This is a genomic window from Paraburkholderia ginsengisoli NBRC 100965, assembly GCF_000739735.1.
Classification (GTDB): Bacteria; Pseudomonadota; Gammaproteobacteria; order Burkholderiales; family Burkholderiaceae; genus Paraburkholderia; species Paraburkholderia ginsengisoli.
In genome coordinates this window covers 273,004-287,000 of the sequence record NZ_BBJF01000004.1, presented here as the reverse complement: position 1 = coordinate 287,000, position 13,997 = coordinate 273,004, and the positions used below count along the sequence as shown (strand labels likewise).

General features: G+C 63.1%; 11 protein-coding genes and 5 tRNA genes. 3 read left to right on the top strand and 13 right to left on the bottom strand.

What is annotated here, in order from left to right:
- Window positions 1-7 precede the first annotated feature (7 nt).
- Window positions 8-919 carry an AraC family transcriptional regulator gene (locus BGI01S_RS05395; protein WP_042324421.1) on the top strand — a complete coding sequence of 304 codons (912 nt, stop codon included), beginning with the start codon at window positions 8-10 and terminating at the stop codon, window positions 917-919.
- Window positions 920-927: 8 nt separating this feature from the next.
- Here BGI01S_RS05395 and BGI01S_RS05390 read toward each other — a convergent pair whose 3' ends face one another.
- From BGI01S_RS05390 to gltX, 7 genes are all read right to left on the bottom strand, one after another.
- Entirely contained in the window at window positions 928-1,392 is a 465-nt protein-coding gene (locus tag BGI01S_RS05390; RefSeq protein WP_042323051.1) for a GNAT family N-acetyltransferase, read from the bottom strand.
- Between the two features lie 143 nt (window positions 1,393-1,535).
- A tRNA-Asp gene (locus tag BGI01S_RS05385) sits at window positions 1,536-1,612 on the bottom strand.
- 80 nt (window positions 1,613-1,692) lie between these two features.
- Window positions 1,693-1,768, bottom strand: a tRNA-Glu gene (locus BGI01S_RS05380).
- Between the two features lie 61 nt (window positions 1,769-1,829).
- Window positions 1,830-1,906, bottom strand: a tRNA-Asp gene (locus BGI01S_RS05375).
- Between the two features lie 91 nt (window positions 1,907-1,997).
- Window positions 1,998-2,073 (bottom strand) — tRNA-Glu (locus tag BGI01S_RS05370).
- 162 nt (window positions 2,074-2,235) lie between these two features.
- Window positions 2,236-2,311 (bottom strand) — tRNA-Ala (locus BGI01S_RS05365).
- A gap of 122 nt (window positions 2,312-2,433) precedes the next feature.
- Complete coding sequence (gene gltX / locus BGI01S_RS05360; RefSeq protein WP_042323050.1) at window positions 2,434-3,843, bottom strand: glutamate--tRNA ligase; 1,410 nt, start codon at window positions 3,841-3,843, stop codon at window positions 2,434-2,436.
- A gap of 674 nt (window positions 3,844-4,517) precedes the next feature.
- On the opposite strand from gltX, the gene BGI01S_RS05355 reads away from it, so the two are divergent.
- Window positions 4,518-5,465, top strand: a complete 948-nt coding sequence (locus BGI01S_RS05355) for a patatin-like phospholipase family protein (RefSeq protein WP_042323047.1) — start codon at window positions 4,518-4,520, stop codon at window positions 5,463-5,465.
- A gap of 260 nt (window positions 5,466-5,725) precedes the next feature.
- Here BGI01S_RS05355 and BGI01S_RS05350 read toward each other — a convergent pair whose 3' ends face one another.
- The 5 genes from BGI01S_RS05350 to BGI01S_RS05330 form a co-directional block, all read right to left on the bottom strand.
- Complete coding sequence (locus BGI01S_RS05350; protein WP_042323046.1) at window positions 5,726-6,391, bottom strand: C40 family peptidase; 666 nt, start codon at window positions 6,389-6,391, stop codon at window positions 5,726-5,728.
- A gap of 137 nt (window positions 6,392-6,528) precedes the next feature.
- A complete protein-coding gene (locus BGI01S_RS05345; protein WP_042323044.1) occupies window positions 6,529-8,163 on the bottom strand; it encodes an ABC transporter ATP-binding protein in 1,635 nt (544 codons plus the stop codon).
- Window positions 8,160-9,266 carry an ABC transporter permease gene (locus BGI01S_RS05340; RefSeq protein WP_042323042.1) on the bottom strand — a complete coding sequence of 369 codons (1,107 nt, stop codon included), beginning with the start codon at window positions 9,264-9,266 and terminating at the stop codon, window positions 8,160-8,162. The genes BGI01S_RS05345 and BGI01S_RS05340 overlap by 4 nt, the downstream gene beginning before the upstream one ends.
- A complete protein-coding gene (locus BGI01S_RS05335) occupies window positions 9,266-10,303 on the bottom strand; it encodes a microcin C ABC transporter permease YejB (protein WP_042323041.1) in 1,038 nt (345 codons plus the stop codon). Before BGI01S_RS05335 ends, BGI01S_RS05340 begins: the two co-directional genes overlap by 1 nt.
- A 79-nt stretch (window positions 10,304-10,382) precedes the next feature.
- The gene (locus BGI01S_RS05330; RefSeq protein WP_084585280.1) at window positions 10,383-12,374 is read right to left on the bottom strand and encodes an extracellular solute-binding protein; all 1,992 of its coding nucleotides are present in this window, start codon (window positions 12,372-12,374) and stop codon (window positions 10,383-10,385) included.
- A 125-nt stretch (window positions 12,375-12,499) separates the two neighbouring features.
- On the opposite strand from BGI01S_RS05330, the gene fabI reads away from it, so the two are divergent.
- Window positions 12,500-13,291, top strand: a complete 792-nt coding sequence (gene fabI, locus BGI01S_RS05325; RefSeq protein WP_042323037.1) for an enoyl-ACP reductase FabI — start codon at window positions 12,500-12,502, stop codon at window positions 13,289-13,291.
- Window positions 13,292-13,429: 138 nt separating this feature from the next.
- Here fabI and BGI01S_RS05320 read toward each other — a convergent pair whose 3' ends face one another.
- A complete protein-coding gene (locus BGI01S_RS05320) occupies window positions 13,430-13,777 on the bottom strand; it encodes a hypothetical protein (protein WP_042323035.1) in 348 nt (115 codons plus the stop codon).
- Between the last annotated feature and the right edge of the window lie 220 nt (window positions 13,778-13,997).

Here is a 13,997-nt window from a genome sequence, read left to right as displayed (position 1 = left end):
CTTCGCCATGACTTCGTCCGCCGACTCCGAACTGTCGAGCTTCGTCCGCTTCGCCGATATTCCGCCCGAGTTCCAGCCGACCGACACGCATCCGATCCGCGTGCGCTCGCGGCAGATGCCGTCGGGCTGGCGCATCGCGCGTCATACGCATGCGTGGGCGCAGGTGGCCTATGCGTCGCGCGGCGTGCTGCGCGTCGCGACGACCGGCACGACGTGGATGGTGCCGCCGTCGCGCGCGATCTGGGTGCCGCCGCATGTGACGCACGAGGTGGTCGCGGTCGAGGACGCGTTCCTGCGCACGCTCTACATCACCGAAAGCACCGTGCCGGCCGGGCTGGATACGCCGCGCGTCGTCGAAGTCTCGGATCTGCTGCGCGAAGTGATTGCCGCGCTCGATACGCCCGGTATTTCGGCCACGCGCGAACAGTTGCTCGGCGCGCTCGCACTCGACGAACTGACGCGCTCGGAGCCGCTGCCGCTGTCGGTGCCGATGCCCAGCGAAAAGCGTCTGCGTGCGCTGTGCGAAGCCGTGATCGCGGACCCGACGCACGGCGAGTCGCTCGAACAATGGGCGTCCAGCGTCGGCGCGAGTACACGCACGATCGCGCGATTGTTTCGGCAGGAGCTTGGGGTGAGTTTTTCGCAATGGCGTCAGCAGGCGATCCTCGCGCGCGCGATTCCGCTGCTAAGCCAGGGACGGCCGCTCTCGCATGTCGCGCAGGAACTCGGCTATCAAAGCCAGAGCGCGTTTTCCGCGATGTTCCGGCGCGCGTTCGGCAAGAGTCCGCGCGCGTTCATCGAGCGAGGCGCGGAGCATCGGGCGGAAGACGGTGAGGAAGGCCACGGCGATAGCGCGTCGGAAACGGACGACGAATCGGCACAGCATCGCGGGGATTTGCCGGGCGGCGCCGCGCGCTGAGTTGGTTTTCAGACGCGCCGCGCAAGATGACGGATCGCGCCGAGTTGAGCGAGACGCGGCCCCGCGAGCTTGTAACCCTTGCGTTGGTATAGCCGCGCCGCGGGATTGTCGACGAACACGCGTAGCTGCAACTCGCGCAGGCCGCGCTCGCGCGCCCATTGATGCGAGATGTCGAGCAGATAGGTGCCGGCGCCGTGCCGTCGATGCCCTTCGGCAATCTGCACGTCGCGGATATGTAGCGAATCGCGTTCCTGCGTGATCCGCAAGACGCCGATCGGCCGGCCGTCGACTTCGAGAATAAAATTCTCCGATTCGCGCCAGCTGCCGAGAAACAGATCGGCGCGCCAGACCAGATGGTGCCGGCGATAGTAGCCGCCCATGTTGTTGCGGGTCAGCGCCTCGGCGAACTCGAAATCGTCCATGCTGGCATTGCGCAGATGAAACGGTGACGGAGCTTCGGTGGGATCGAACATGGTGGATCGGCCAAGAAGTGTCGGTCAACGGTAAAACAGGCCGTGCACGCTGGCAATGGCTGTTTGTCCCGAGCATACCCAGGCGACACGGTCGGCGGGAATAAAAAAAAGCCCACTTCTTTCGAAGTGGGCTTTCTCAAATCTGGCGGAGCGGACGGGACTCGAACCCGCGACCCCCGGCGTGACAGGCCGGTATTCTAACCAACTGAACTACCGCTCCAGATTTTGCACCGTGGCTGGTGAGCGAAGCTCACTCGCCTGCTGCACCGTTCAACTTCCAACCGAACGACGCCGATGTCTTGGCGTCCCCTAGGGGATTCGAACCCCTGTACTCACCGTGAAAGGGTGATGTCCTAGGCCTCTAGACGAAGGGGACAGCGTACTGCTTACACCTTTAATGAAAAAGCCCGTTCAGGTTTGAATGAACGGGCTTTGTCTGGCGGAGTGGACGGGACTCGAACCCGCGACCCCCGGCGTGACAGGCCGGCATTCTAACCGACTGAACTACCACTCCAGTCTTTACACCCTAGCTTGCGAGCGTCGGTTATTTCTCTGCAAGCCGCACTGCTTTAATACTACTTGAATACTAAAGCGACGCTGATGTTTGGCGTCCCCTAGGGGATTCGAACCCCTGTACTCACCGTGAAAGGGTGATGTCCTAGGCCTCTAGACGAAGGGGACATAATCTTTTCAGATCTGTCTTTATCTTGCTGCCAACTCACGCTAACTTGCTAGTTATTTCGTTTCGTCAACAGCGAAGACCGACATTCTAACTACGTTTAAAGCATTTGTGAAGTCTTTTTTTCTACAACTCAAGACTTCCGGACAACTTTACTCTTTTGTTGGTGGAGGTAAGCGGGATCGAACCGCTGACCTCTTGCATGCCATGCAAGCGCTCTCCCAGCTGAGCTATACCCCCTGCACATCAGAGAAACGAGATTCTAGAGGCCAATCTGCGCTTTGTAAATACCCTTTGAGCAATTACATGCGACTATTTTTCAAGTCGCATGCAAACCCTCTCAACACGCGCGCAAACCCCTCTTAAGCGAGCGCTTTTTCAATCCGGCTCACGACGACGTCGCGGCCAAACAGCATCAGCACGCTGTCGATCGACGGCGTATGGGTCGTGCCCGCCACCAGCAGACGAACCGGCATCGCCAGTTGCGGCATCTTCAGCTTATGCGCGCCGAGCGTCGCCTTGAGTGCGGCGGCGATCGCCTCCTTGTTCCACTCGACGGTCTTCAGCGCGGCGGCCAGATCGGCAAGCGCCGGACGCACCACGTCGGTTACGTGCTGCGCCAGCGCTTCAGGCTCAGGCGCCGGCGTGCGATAGAACATCGCAGCGTTCTCCGCGATTTCCTTCACCGTCGACGCGCGATCCTTTAGCAGACCCACGACCGCCGTCAGATCCGCACCTTGCGCGAGCGCCGCGTCGTCGATACCCAGCTCGGCGAAGAACGGCCTGGCCAGCTCCGCGAGGCGCGCGTTGTCCGCTTCCTTGATGTAGTGCGCGTTCAGCCAGTTCAGCTTGTCGTGGTCGTACTGCGCCGGCGACTTGCCGAGATGGTCCAGATCGAACCACTCGACAAACTGCTCGCGCGAGAACACTTCCGCGTCGCCATGCGACCAGCCGAGGCGCGCCAGATAGTTCACTACCGCTTCCGGCAGATAGCCTGCATCGCGATAGCCCACCACGCTCATTGCACCGTGGCGCTTGCTCATCTTCTCGCCCTGCTCGTTCAGCACGGTCGGCAAGTGCGCGTAAACCGGCGGCTCGCCGCCCAGCGCGCGCAAGATGTTGATCTGCCGCGGCGTGTTGTTCACGTGATCATCGCCGCGGATCACGTGCGTGATGCGCATATCCAGATCGTCGACCACCACGCAGAAGTTGTACGTGGGCGTGCCATCCGGGCGCGCGATCACGAGGTCGTCGAGTTCCTCGTTCGAGATTTCGATGCGCCCTTTCACCGCGTCGTCCCAGGCGACCACGCCGGTCAGCGGATTACGGAAGCGCAGCACCGGCTGCACGCCTTCCGGCGGCTGCGGCAGCACCTTGCCCGGTTCCGGACGCCACGTGCCGTCGTAGCGCGGCTTTTCGCCGGCTTCGCGTTGCCGCTCGCGCAGCGCGTCGAGTTCTTCCGTCGACATATAGCACGGGTAGACGAGCCCAGCGTCCTGCATCTCCTTGAGCACTTCGCGATAACGATCCATGCGCTGCATTTGATAGAACGGGCCTTCGTCGAAATCGAGGCCCAGCCACGCCATGCCTTCGAGAATGGCATCGACGGATTCGCTGGTAGAGCGCTCGACGTCGGTGTCCTCGATCCGCAGCACGAAGGTCCCTTTCATCTTGCGCGCGAACGCCCACGGGTAAAGCGCGGAGCGAATGTTGCCGAGGTGGATGAAGCCGGTGGGACTCGGTGCGAAACGGGTACGAACGGAGGTGGTCATTAGCGGTTACTCGGAAGACTGGCGCCGGCGCCCGGGCGGACATCGCCCTTATGGCGCGGCAGCGGACCGCGCCCATGCGGCAGACGGCGCCGTGCATGGACACGAGGGAAATAAATGCGAGAGGCGAATTATACCTTCCGCGCGCGCGTTGCCTGGCCTCGCCCGAATGGACGATGGCGGTATGTGCGGGGGTGGTTGGAGTGTGCGACTGGTGTCGGGACTTGCGCGACAGTATCAATTCGCGTGCGCTTCGCAAACTTCGGGGAGGCGTCGTGCAGCAGAGACTCGCGGCGCGTCAGCTTCCGTCGCGGCACGCTGTTTTCAACCCGCGGCCGAGGCACATAAGCCGCCTCCGCGCGACGCGAGCCGCGTGTTTCGCAGAGCCGAAGCGCTTCCGCGACGCTCTTGCGGCGGCATGCGCTCCCATGCCCGAGCCGCCTTGACGCTTCACCGGAACCGCGCCGCACACAACCCGAACGCTTCCTCTGCAACGTTTCATTACCAGGCCGCCGCGCGCGTGGGGCTTTGATTTATGATGTGCGCGCGCTGCGGTTGCCGATCGATCCACGGCGCGTGGAATCGCCGCCGGCGATCCTGTCCGTTTGATTATCAGCCTGACCGCGGCCCGCCGCGACGCCGATTGCGTCGCCAAGCGCCGTTGCTGGAGAACTCGTTTGAAACCCTCGTCGCCCCGTCTCGCCCGCCGCAACTTTTCGTTGGCAGCCGCTTCCGCGGTCCTCGCCGCTTGCACCACGACCGGCGGCAAAACCGACAGCTCGCCGGTCGCCGCCACGCCCACCGTCAATCCGCCGCCGCTCGACAAGACGCAGCGTCCGGTGCGCGTCGCGCTGGCGCTGGGCGGCGGCGCAGCGCGCGGCTTCGCGCATATCGGCGTGATCAAGGCGCTGGAGGCGCGCAGTATTCACATCGATCTGGTGGCCGGCACCAGCGCCGGGTCGGTGGTGGGCGCGTTGTACGCGTCGGGCATGAACGGCTTTGCGCTGAACAAACTTGCGCTGACGATGGACGAAGCGTCCATCAGCGACTGGGCGATGCCGTTTCGCACGCGCGGCTTTCTGCAAGGCATCGCACTGCAGAACTACCTGAACACGACTTTGAACAACCGTCCGATCGAGAAGATGGCCAAGCCGCTCGGCGTGGTCGCCACCGATCTGAAAAGCGGCCAGCCGATCCTGTTCCAGCGCGGCAACACCGGCGTCGCGGTGCGCGCGTCGTGCAGCGTGCCGTCAATTTTCGAGCCGGTGAAGATCGGCGGCCGCGAATACGTCGACGGCGGCCTGGTGAGCCCAGTGCCTGCCTCGTTCGCGCGCAAGATGGGCGCGGATTTCGTGATCGCCGTGGATATTTCGCAGCGCCCGGAAAGCGGCCTAACCGCCAGCTCGTTCGACGTGCTGATGCAGACCTTCACGATCATGGGCCAGACGATCAAGGCCTATGAACTCGACAAGTATGCCGACGTCGTGATCCGGCCGAATCTGGCCGCGATGAGCGGCAGCGATTTCTCGCAGCGCAACGCGGCGATTCTGGCGGGCGAGGAAGCGGTGGCGAAGATGATGCCGGAGTTGCAGCGCAAGCTGGCCGCGAGCCGCGCGACGGCGTAAGCCGATTGGCGAGCGCCGGGATAGCGCCCGCTGGCAACTGGCCGGCGGGGTAGACAGCGGCAAGGAACGAACGAAGCGATAGGCGGTAAAGCGCAAGCGAACCGGCACAAAGCAGCCCGGCGCAAAGTCACTAGCTCCCCTTGCTCAAAACCATCCCCGGCCGCGCACCGTCTCCGAAACCCGCGCCCCAAATGCAAAAAGCCTGCTTCTCACAAAGCAGGCTTTTTTATCGCCTCAGCGAACCGCCAACCGCACTGGAATCAGTTATTCCCGCCGATTGTCGCGTTCACGCGCTTGCGCAAATCCTCGCCTTCCTGATACGACGCCTCAATCCGGCGTGCACCCGTGAAACGCTTTTCCCAGTAGCCGCTATCCATGTCGTCAACGCGGATCGTGCTGCCCGTGGACGGCGAATGCACGAACTTATTGTCGCCGATATAGATGCCAACGTGCGAGAACGTGCGGCGCATCGTATTGAAGAACACTAGATCGCCCGGCTTCAGGTCGCTCACGCGCACCTTCTCGCCAACACGGCTCATTTCCTCGGCGCGGCGTGGGAGCGCCATACCCAGCGTGTCCTGGAACACGTAGCGCACGAAGCCGCTGCAATCGAGTCCCGAATCAGGCGTATTGCCGCCCCAACGGTAGCGCACGCCGATCATGTTCAGCGCGCCGACCACCACGTCGCCCGCTTTGCCGGCCATGCCGGAAAGGAACGATTTAGCGCCGCTCTCGCTTTCCGGAGCAGTCGCCTGGGAGGTGGAGAAGGACAAAGGATTCGACCCGGTGGAGGTCGAATATGAGGCATTCTGATTGAAACTGCTTACTTCGTCGGCGAACGCGCCGGGAGCTGCTGCCATCAAGACGCCAATGAACATCCCGGCGACGACGCGCGTGCAAGCCTGGGTTAAGTTTCTGTGCCGCATTGGTCGGTAGTTTTTGCCAAAAAATCAGTGGTCTACGGAAAAAAGTTTGGTCGATACTAGCCAGTAAGTATTCACGTGTCAAAACAAATAGAAAAATTCAATCGGGATACGCACTCAATTGGTGAAAGGGTGAAAAATCAACGGTCAAGCGCCGCTTTCAACAGCTTTCGCGTGTAAGGGTGCGCGGGCGTCGCAAAAATCTTCTCAACCTCTCCGCTTTCGACGATCGAACCGTTTTGCATCACCGCGACGCGGTGCGCCATCGCCCCGATGACGGCCAGATCGTGGCTGATGAAAACGAAGCCGAGGTTGTACTTCTGTTGCAATCCGCCGAGGAGTTTCAGCACTTGCTGCTGAATGGACACGTCGAGCGCGCTGGTCGGTTCGTCTAGGATCAGAACGCGCGGTTCGAGCACCAGCGCGCGCGCAATTGCAATCCGCTGACGCTGGCCGCCGGAAAATTCGTGCGGATAGCGATACAGCACCGTGCGGTCGAGGCCGACTTCGCGAAGCACCGCGATCACCTTGTCGCGCCGCGCTTGCGGGGTCATCTGCGGCCGGTGCAGCGCCAGCCCTTCGCCGACGATCCTCTCGATCGTTTGGCGCGGTGACAGCGAACTGAATGGGTCCTGAAAGACAACCTGCATGTTCGACCGCAAGGCGGTCTGCTCCGCGCCGCGATAGCTGTCGAGCGCCCTGCCCTGAAACTCGATCGCGCCGTGCGCGGTGCGCTGCAGACCGAGCAGCGCCATCGCGAGGGTCGACTTGCCGGACCCCGATTCGCCGACGATCCCCAACGTCTCGCCCTGTCGCACCGATACGTTCGCATCGGCAACCGCGCGAAAACGTCCCGAGCGGAACCAGCCGGCGAAACCTGGCAACTTCGTTCTGAAATCGACCGAGACCTCGCGCGCCTCGAGCAGCACCGGCGAGATCGGCAGCACCGGCACTACCGTGCGCTGTGGCCGGCTCGCCAGCAGGCGCTGCGTGTACGGATGCTGCGGCGCTTCGAACACCTGCTCGACCGGGCCGCTCTCGACCAGCACGCCCCGCTCCATCACCGCGATGCGCTGCGCGAAGTGGCGCACCAGATTCAGATCGTGCGTAATCAGCAGCACGGCCATGCCGCGCTTTTCCGCTTCATCGCGTTGCAGTTCCAGCAGCAGTTCGACGATCTGCGCGCGAATCGTCACGTCGAGCGCGGTGGTCGGTTCGTCGGCGAGCAGCAAACGCGGCCGGCATGCGAGCGCCATCGCGATCATCGCGCGCTGCCGTTGACCGCCCGATAGTTGATGCGGATAGCTGTTCACGCGCTTGCCGGGCTCGGCGATACCGGTGCGCGCCAGCAGGGCGACCGCGCGCTTGCGGGCCTCGCTCGCCGATACGCCGTCATGCACGACGATGGTCTCCGCGATCTGGTCGCCGATCGTGTAGAGCGGGTTGAGCGCGGTCATCGGCTCCTGAAAGATCATCGCGATGTCCGAGCCGCGCATGCCGCGCATCTCGCGTTCGCTTTTGGCAAGCAGATCCGCGCCGTCGAAGCGGATCGAGCCGCTCACCTGCGCGTCGTTCAGCAGCCGCAGGATCGACAGCGCGGTCACGCTCTTGCCCGAGCCCGATTCGCCGACCAGCGCGACCCGCTCGCCACGTGCGATCGCGAGCGTCACGTCGTTCACCGCGACGGTATCGCCGAAGCTCACGTGCAGATGTTCGAGTTCCAGCAGCGGCGGCGTCGCGCCCGGTTGTGCATCGTTCCTCGCGGCGGCGCTCATTGATTGCCTCCGGCGCGCATCGCATCGGAGATACGCGTGTCGAGCGCGTTGCGCAACGCATCGCCCATGAAGGTCAGCAGCAACAGCATCGCGACGAGCACGCCGAACGTGGACAGCGAAATCCACCACGCGTCGAGATTCGCCTTGCCTTGCGCGAGCAGTTCGCCGAGGCTCGGGGTCGGCGACGGCACGCCGAGGCCGAGAAAATCGAGGCTCGTCAGCGCGAGAATCGCGCCGCTCATCCGGAACGGCAGGAACGTGATCACCGGCGTGAGACTGTTGGGCAGCACGTGGCGCCACATGATCTGCCAGTTCGACAGGCCCATCGCGCGCGCCGCGCGCACATAGTCCTGCTGGCGATTGCGCAGGAATTCCGCGCGCACGTAATCGGACAGTCCGATCCAGCCGAACAGCGAGAGCAGCACGATCAGCAGAATGAAGCCCGGCTCGAAGATCGACGAGAAAATGATTAGCAGATAAAGCTCCGGCATCGCGCTCCAGATTTCGATCAGCCGCTGCCCGACGATATCGATACGTCCTCCGAAATAACCTTGCACGGCGCCCGCGGCGATGCCGAATATCGTGCCGATCAACGTGAGCACGAGCCCGAACTCCACCGAGACCCGGAAGCCGTAGAGCAGCCGTGCGAACAGATCGCGGCCGCGGTCGTCGGTGCCGAGCCAGTTGTCGCGCGACGGCGGCGCCGGGTTCGGCGCCTTCGAGAAGTAGTTCAGCGTGTCGTAGTAATAGCGGTTTGGTGGATATAGCGCGAAGTTACCCGGCGCATCGAAACGATGCTTGATATACGGATCGAGATAATCGGCCGGCGTCGGAAAATCGCCGCCGAACGTGGTCTCCGCGTAGGCCTTGAACATTGGGAAATACAGATGGCCGTCGTAGCGCACCACCAGCGGCTTGTCGTTCGACCACAGCGGGCCTGCGAGGCTCGCCGCGAACGCGACCACGAACACGATCAGGCTCCAGTAGCCCAAACGCTGCTGCCGAAAACGCTGCCATACGCGACGCGCGGGCGTCGGCGACACGAATGCGCGCACGGGTTCGGTGCGCGCCGCCGCGTCGACGGAAAGACGGGCTCGATTCATCAGCGCTCCAGTTGTTCGAATTGGATGCGGGGATCGACCCACACATAGCAGAGGTCGGAGATCAGCTTGGTCGCGAGGCCGATCAGCGTGAACAGATACAGCGTGCCGAGCACCACCGGATAGTCGCGCCGCACCACCGACTCGTACGACAGCAGCCCGAGCCCGTCGAGCGAGAACAACGTTTCGATCAGCAGACTGCCGGTGAAGAACGCGCCGATGAACGCCGCCGGAAACCCGACGATCAGCGGCAGCAGCGCATTGCGAAACACGTGCTTCCACAGCACGCGCTTCTCCGACAGACCTTTCGCGCGCGCGGTCAGCACGTACTGCTTGCGGATCTCGTCGAGAAAGGCGTTTTTCGTCAGCATCGTGACGACCGCGAAACTGCCCACCACCGACGCCGTGATAGGCAACGTGATGTGCCACAGATAGTCGACGATCTTGCCGGCAAGACTCAGCTGCGCCCAGTTGTCCGACGTGAGATTGCGCAGCGGGAACAGTTGCAGGAACGTGCCGCCGCCGAACAGCACGAGCAACAGCACGCCCAGCACGAAACCCGGAATCGCGTAGCCGATCAATACTACGAGGCTCGTCGCGATGTCGAAGCGCGAGCCGTTGCGCACCGCCTTCGCGATACCGAGCGGCACCGATATCAGATACGTCAGGAAGAAGGTCCACAAGCCGATGCTGATCGACACCGGCAGCTTCGACACGATCAGCGACCACACGCTCTGATGGCGGAAATAGCTCTGCCCGAGGTCGAAGGTCGAGAAGCGCTTGAGCATCAGCACGTAGCGTTCGAGCGGCGGCTTGTCGAAGCCGTAAAGCTGCTTGAGTTGCGCGAGCTGTTGCGCGTCGACGCCGCTATGCGAGCGCAGGCCGAACGGCGCGCCGCTCTCCGCGCCCTTGCGCAGTTCGTGCTGCATCTGCTCGACCGGTCCGCCCGGCACGAACTGGATCACGACGAAGGTCAGCGTCAATACGCCAAGCAGCGTCGGGATCATCAGCAACAGACGTTTGAGGATGTAGCTCCACATAGGCGGCGTTCCGGTGCGAAGGCGGTGAGTGAGTGGCGCGTGGGCGCGGCTGCGGTTGTAGCTATAAATGCGGACGTGGCTACGAGTGTGGCTGCTGCGGCTGCGGCTGCTGCCCGTGCTGCTGCGCGTTCCACCACGTCGACGTGATCCAGCCTTCCGCGCCATAGTACAGCGGCAACGTTTCCGGCCACGCGAGGCCGCGCTTGAACGCCACCCGATGCGTGCCGCTGTACCAATGCGGCACGACATAGTAGCCATGCATCAGCAGCCGGTCGAGTGCATGCGTCGCGTCGACCAGTTGCTCGCGCGTCTGCGCATGCACGAGCGCGTTCAGAACCGCGTCGACCACCGGCGACTTCAGCCCGATCGCGTTGTCCGAGCCCTTGGTATCGGCCGCTTTGCTGCCGAAGCGTTCGATCTGCTCCGAGCCCGGCACCTGCACGTCCGGCATGCGGATCGTCGTCACGTCGAAATCGAAGGCGTCCAGACGCTTCTGGTAGACCGCGAAATCCGACACGCGAAACGTCGCGGTAATGCCCAGTTTTTGCAGATTGCGGATAAAGGTCGCGACGATCGGCTCCATCGCCGCGGACGAGCCGGAGTCGTCGAGAATCTCGAACTGGAACGGCTCGCCCCTGGCGTTACGCAACGCGCCGTCGCGATAGGTCCAGCCGGCTTGCTGCAACAACTCGCGCGCCTGCAGCAGATTGGCGCGCAGCGACCCCGGCGGATCGGTGTCCGGCTGCTTCGGCGGCGGACCGAACACGGCGGGGTCGAGCTGCGCCCGCCATGGTTCGAGCAGTGCCAGTTCACCCGGCGAGGGCAAGCCTTTCGCCTGCAAATCCGTATTGGCGAAGAAGCTGTCGATACGCCGGTACTGATTGAAGAACAACTGCCGGTCCAGCCACTGAAAGTCGAGCGCGAGATCGAGCGCCTTGCGCACGCGTACGTCCTGAAACAGCGGACGCCGCGTGTTCAGAATGAAGCCCTGCATACCCGTGCCGTTGTGCTGCGGGAATTCACGCTTGATCAGCTCGCCGCTATCGAACTTCTTGCCGACGTCGCGTCGCACCCAGTTGCGCGCGATGTATTCGACCAGCACGTCGTACTCGCCGGCCTTGAAGGCTTCGAGCCGCGCCGTGGCATCCGAGTACAGCTTGTAGACGATGCGATCGAAGTTGAACATGCCGGCGCGCACCGGCAGATCCGCGCCCCAGTAGTTCGGGTCGCGCCGATAGGTGATCGTGCGGCCGTTGTCGTACTGTTCGATCAGATACGGGCCGCTGGAAACCGGCTTTTCGAAGGCGAGCTGGTCGAACGGAATGCGGCTGCCGTCCGGCTTCATCCCCCACTTGCGCGAGAACACCGGCATGCCGCCGGCGAGCAGCGGCAACTCGCGATTGCGCTGGCGAAACTCAAAGCGGACCGTGCGCGGATCGACCACCACCGCGCGCTCTATTTCGCCGAAGATCGATGCGAATTGCGGCGCGGCCTGCGGGCTTTTCAGCGTGTCGAGGGAAAACTTGACGTCGTCGGCGGTGACCGGATCGCCGTTCGAAAAGCGCGCGCGCGGATTGATGCGAAACGTTACCGACAAGCCGTCCGGCGCGACGCTGATGTCGTCGGCGAGCAGCCCGTAGGCGGACGCGACCTCGTCGCTGCTGCCAACGGTCAGGCTTTCGAACAGCAGGTCGACGCCGGGCGCCGTATTGCCGCGCAGCGTGAACGGATTGAATTTGTCGAAGCTCGTCAGACGGCTCGGGTTGGCCAGCACCAGCGTGCCGCCCTTCGGCGCATCCGGATTGACGTAGTCGAAGTGCTTGAAACCGGCCGGATATTTCGGCTCGCCGTATTGCGCGATGGCATGGGTCGCGTGGGCCGGCGCCGCCGCGAGCCAGCCGGCCATGGCCAGCACGCAAGCGGTCGCGACAGCGCGCGCCGAACGCCATGTCCGCGGCACCGCGACCAGACCCGCACGGCAGGGGCCGTGCGCGGGTCCGCGCGAGGGTTCGTGAAGCACGCGGCAGCGAAGTGCATGAGGCGTTTGAACCCGTCGCGAGCCAATTGTCATAGGGGCCTTGTTGGTCAGTGGGCAAGTGCAGTGTGAGAGAATTCTACCCAATTAATCCGCGCAGTCCGCGCATCCGAAGCGCGCGACCTTCGCGTGCGCGGCGCGCCGACCGTTCAGGAGAATCCATGGGCTTCCTCGCTGGCAAACGCATCCTGCTGACCGGTTTGCTGTCGAACCGTTCAATCGCCTACGGCATCGCGCAGGCCTGCCGGCGCGAAGGCGCCGAGTTGGCATTCACCTACGTCGGCGAGCGCTTCAAGGAACGCATCACCGAATTCGCCACCGAGTTCGGCAGCGACCTGGTGTTCCCGTGCGACGTCGCCGACGACGCGCAGATCGACGCCCTCTTCGCCTCGCTCAAAGAACACTGGGACGGCCTCGACGGCTTGGTCCATTCGATCGGCTTTGCGCCGCGCGAAGCGATTGCCGGCGATTTCCTCGACGGCATGACGCGTGAGAACTTCCGCATTGCGCACGACATCTCCGCGTACAGCTTCCCGGCGCTCGCGAAAGCCGCGCAGTCGATGTTCACGCCGGATGCGGCGCTGCTCACGCTGAGTTACCTCGGCGCCGAACGCGCGCTTCCGAACTACAACACGATGGGGCTCGCGAAGGCCTCGCTCGAAGCGAGCGTGCGTTATCTGGCGGTGTCGCTCGGTGCGAAGGGCGTGCGCGTGAACGGCATTTCGGCGGGACCGATCAAGACGCTGGCCGCGAGCGGCATCAAGGGCTTCGGCAAGATTCTCGAATTCGTCGAGCAGAACGCGCCGCTCAAACGCAACGTGACGATCGAACAGGTCGGCAATACCGCGGCGTTCCTGCTGTCGGATCTGGCGGCAGGTGTGACGGCGGAGATCGTGCACGTCGATAGTGGGTTTAGTGCGGTGGTGGGCGGAATGGGCGCGGTCGCCGAGTGACCGGTGCGAGCGGGCCTGGCTTTGCGGTAAATATCACGGCATGATGGAAACGCCGCAGGCAAAAAAAAAACCGCCTTTTCAGGCGGTTTTTTTGCATCGACGACGCTAGTCGATCGCGCTCGATGGCTGCTCGATGGCTTAGTGCCAGCCGCGATGATTGTCGTAGTGATTGTGACCATAGTCGCTGTGGCCCGGGGGATGATGGCGATACCAGTCATCGCGTGCCCAGTAGCGGCGGCCGTCCCAGTAGCGGTCGCCATGCCAGCCGATCACGATCGACGGGCCGCCGTAGTACACCGGAGCCGGCTGATACACGACCGGCGGCGGGGGCGGCGGAGGCGGTGCGTAGACCGGCGCCGGCGCGACGTAGACCGGCGCGGGAATGCCGATATTGACTCCGACGTTAAGCCCTCCGGCCATTGCCGCACCCGATGCACCCAACGTCAAAACCCCGAGCAGAAGTGGAACTAGACGAGCGGACTTCATTGATCACCCTTTGGAAGAATGTGTTCTGTGGGCGGAAATATAACGCAAGGTAGCGATCTGCGTATTTCACGTTTGTAATAACTGATGCATAAGATCGCAGTGGGGGCGCCTGCGTAACGTCTGGTTACATGCGAGCGGATTTCGGTGAAAACTGTCCCGCCGTGTAATCAGCAGGAGCGTTGCGTCGACGCGTTGCTCGATCCATGCGATACGCTCATCG

Bases quoted from the DNA above. Each gene is read 5' to 3' on its own strand.
- BGI01S_RS05395 (WP_042324421.1), top strand. From the start codon at position 8: ATGACTTCGTCCGCCGACTCCGAACTGTCGAGCTTCGTCCGCTTCGCC.
- BGI01S_RS05390 (WP_042323051.1), bottom strand. From the start codon at position 1,392: ATGTTCGATCCCACCGAAGCTCCGTCACCGTTTCATCTGCGCAATGCC.
- gltX (WP_042323050.1), bottom strand. From the start codon at position 3,843: ATGACCACCTCCGTTCGTACCCGTTTCGCACCGAGTCCCACCGGCTTC.
- BGI01S_RS05350 (WP_042323046.1), bottom strand. From the start codon at position 6,391: ATGCGGCACAGAAACTTAACCCAGGCTTGCACGCGCGTCGTCGCCGGG.
- BGI01S_RS05345 (WP_042323044.1), bottom strand. From the start codon at position 8,163: ATGAGCGCCGCCGCGAGGAACGATGCACAACCGGGCGCGACGCCGCCG.
- BGI01S_RS05340 (WP_042323042.1), bottom strand. From the start codon at position 9,266: ATGAATCGAGCCCGTCTTTCCGTCGACGCGGCGGCGCGCACCGAACCC.
- BGI01S_RS05335 (WP_042323041.1), bottom strand. From the start codon at position 10,303: ATGTGGAGCTACATCCTCAAACGTCTGTTGCTGATGATCCCGACGCTG.
- BGI01S_RS05330 (WP_084585280.1), bottom strand. From the start codon at position 12,374: ATGACAATTGGCTCGCGACGGGTTCAAACGCCTCATGCACTTCGCTGC.
- fabI (WP_042323037.1), top strand. From the start codon at position 12,500: ATGGGCTTCCTCGCTGGCAAACGCATCCTGCTGACCGGTTTGCTGTCG.
- BGI01S_RS05320 (WP_042323035.1), bottom strand. From the start codon at position 13,777: ATGAAGTCCGCTCGTCTAGTTCCACTTCTGCTCGGGGTTTTGACGTTG.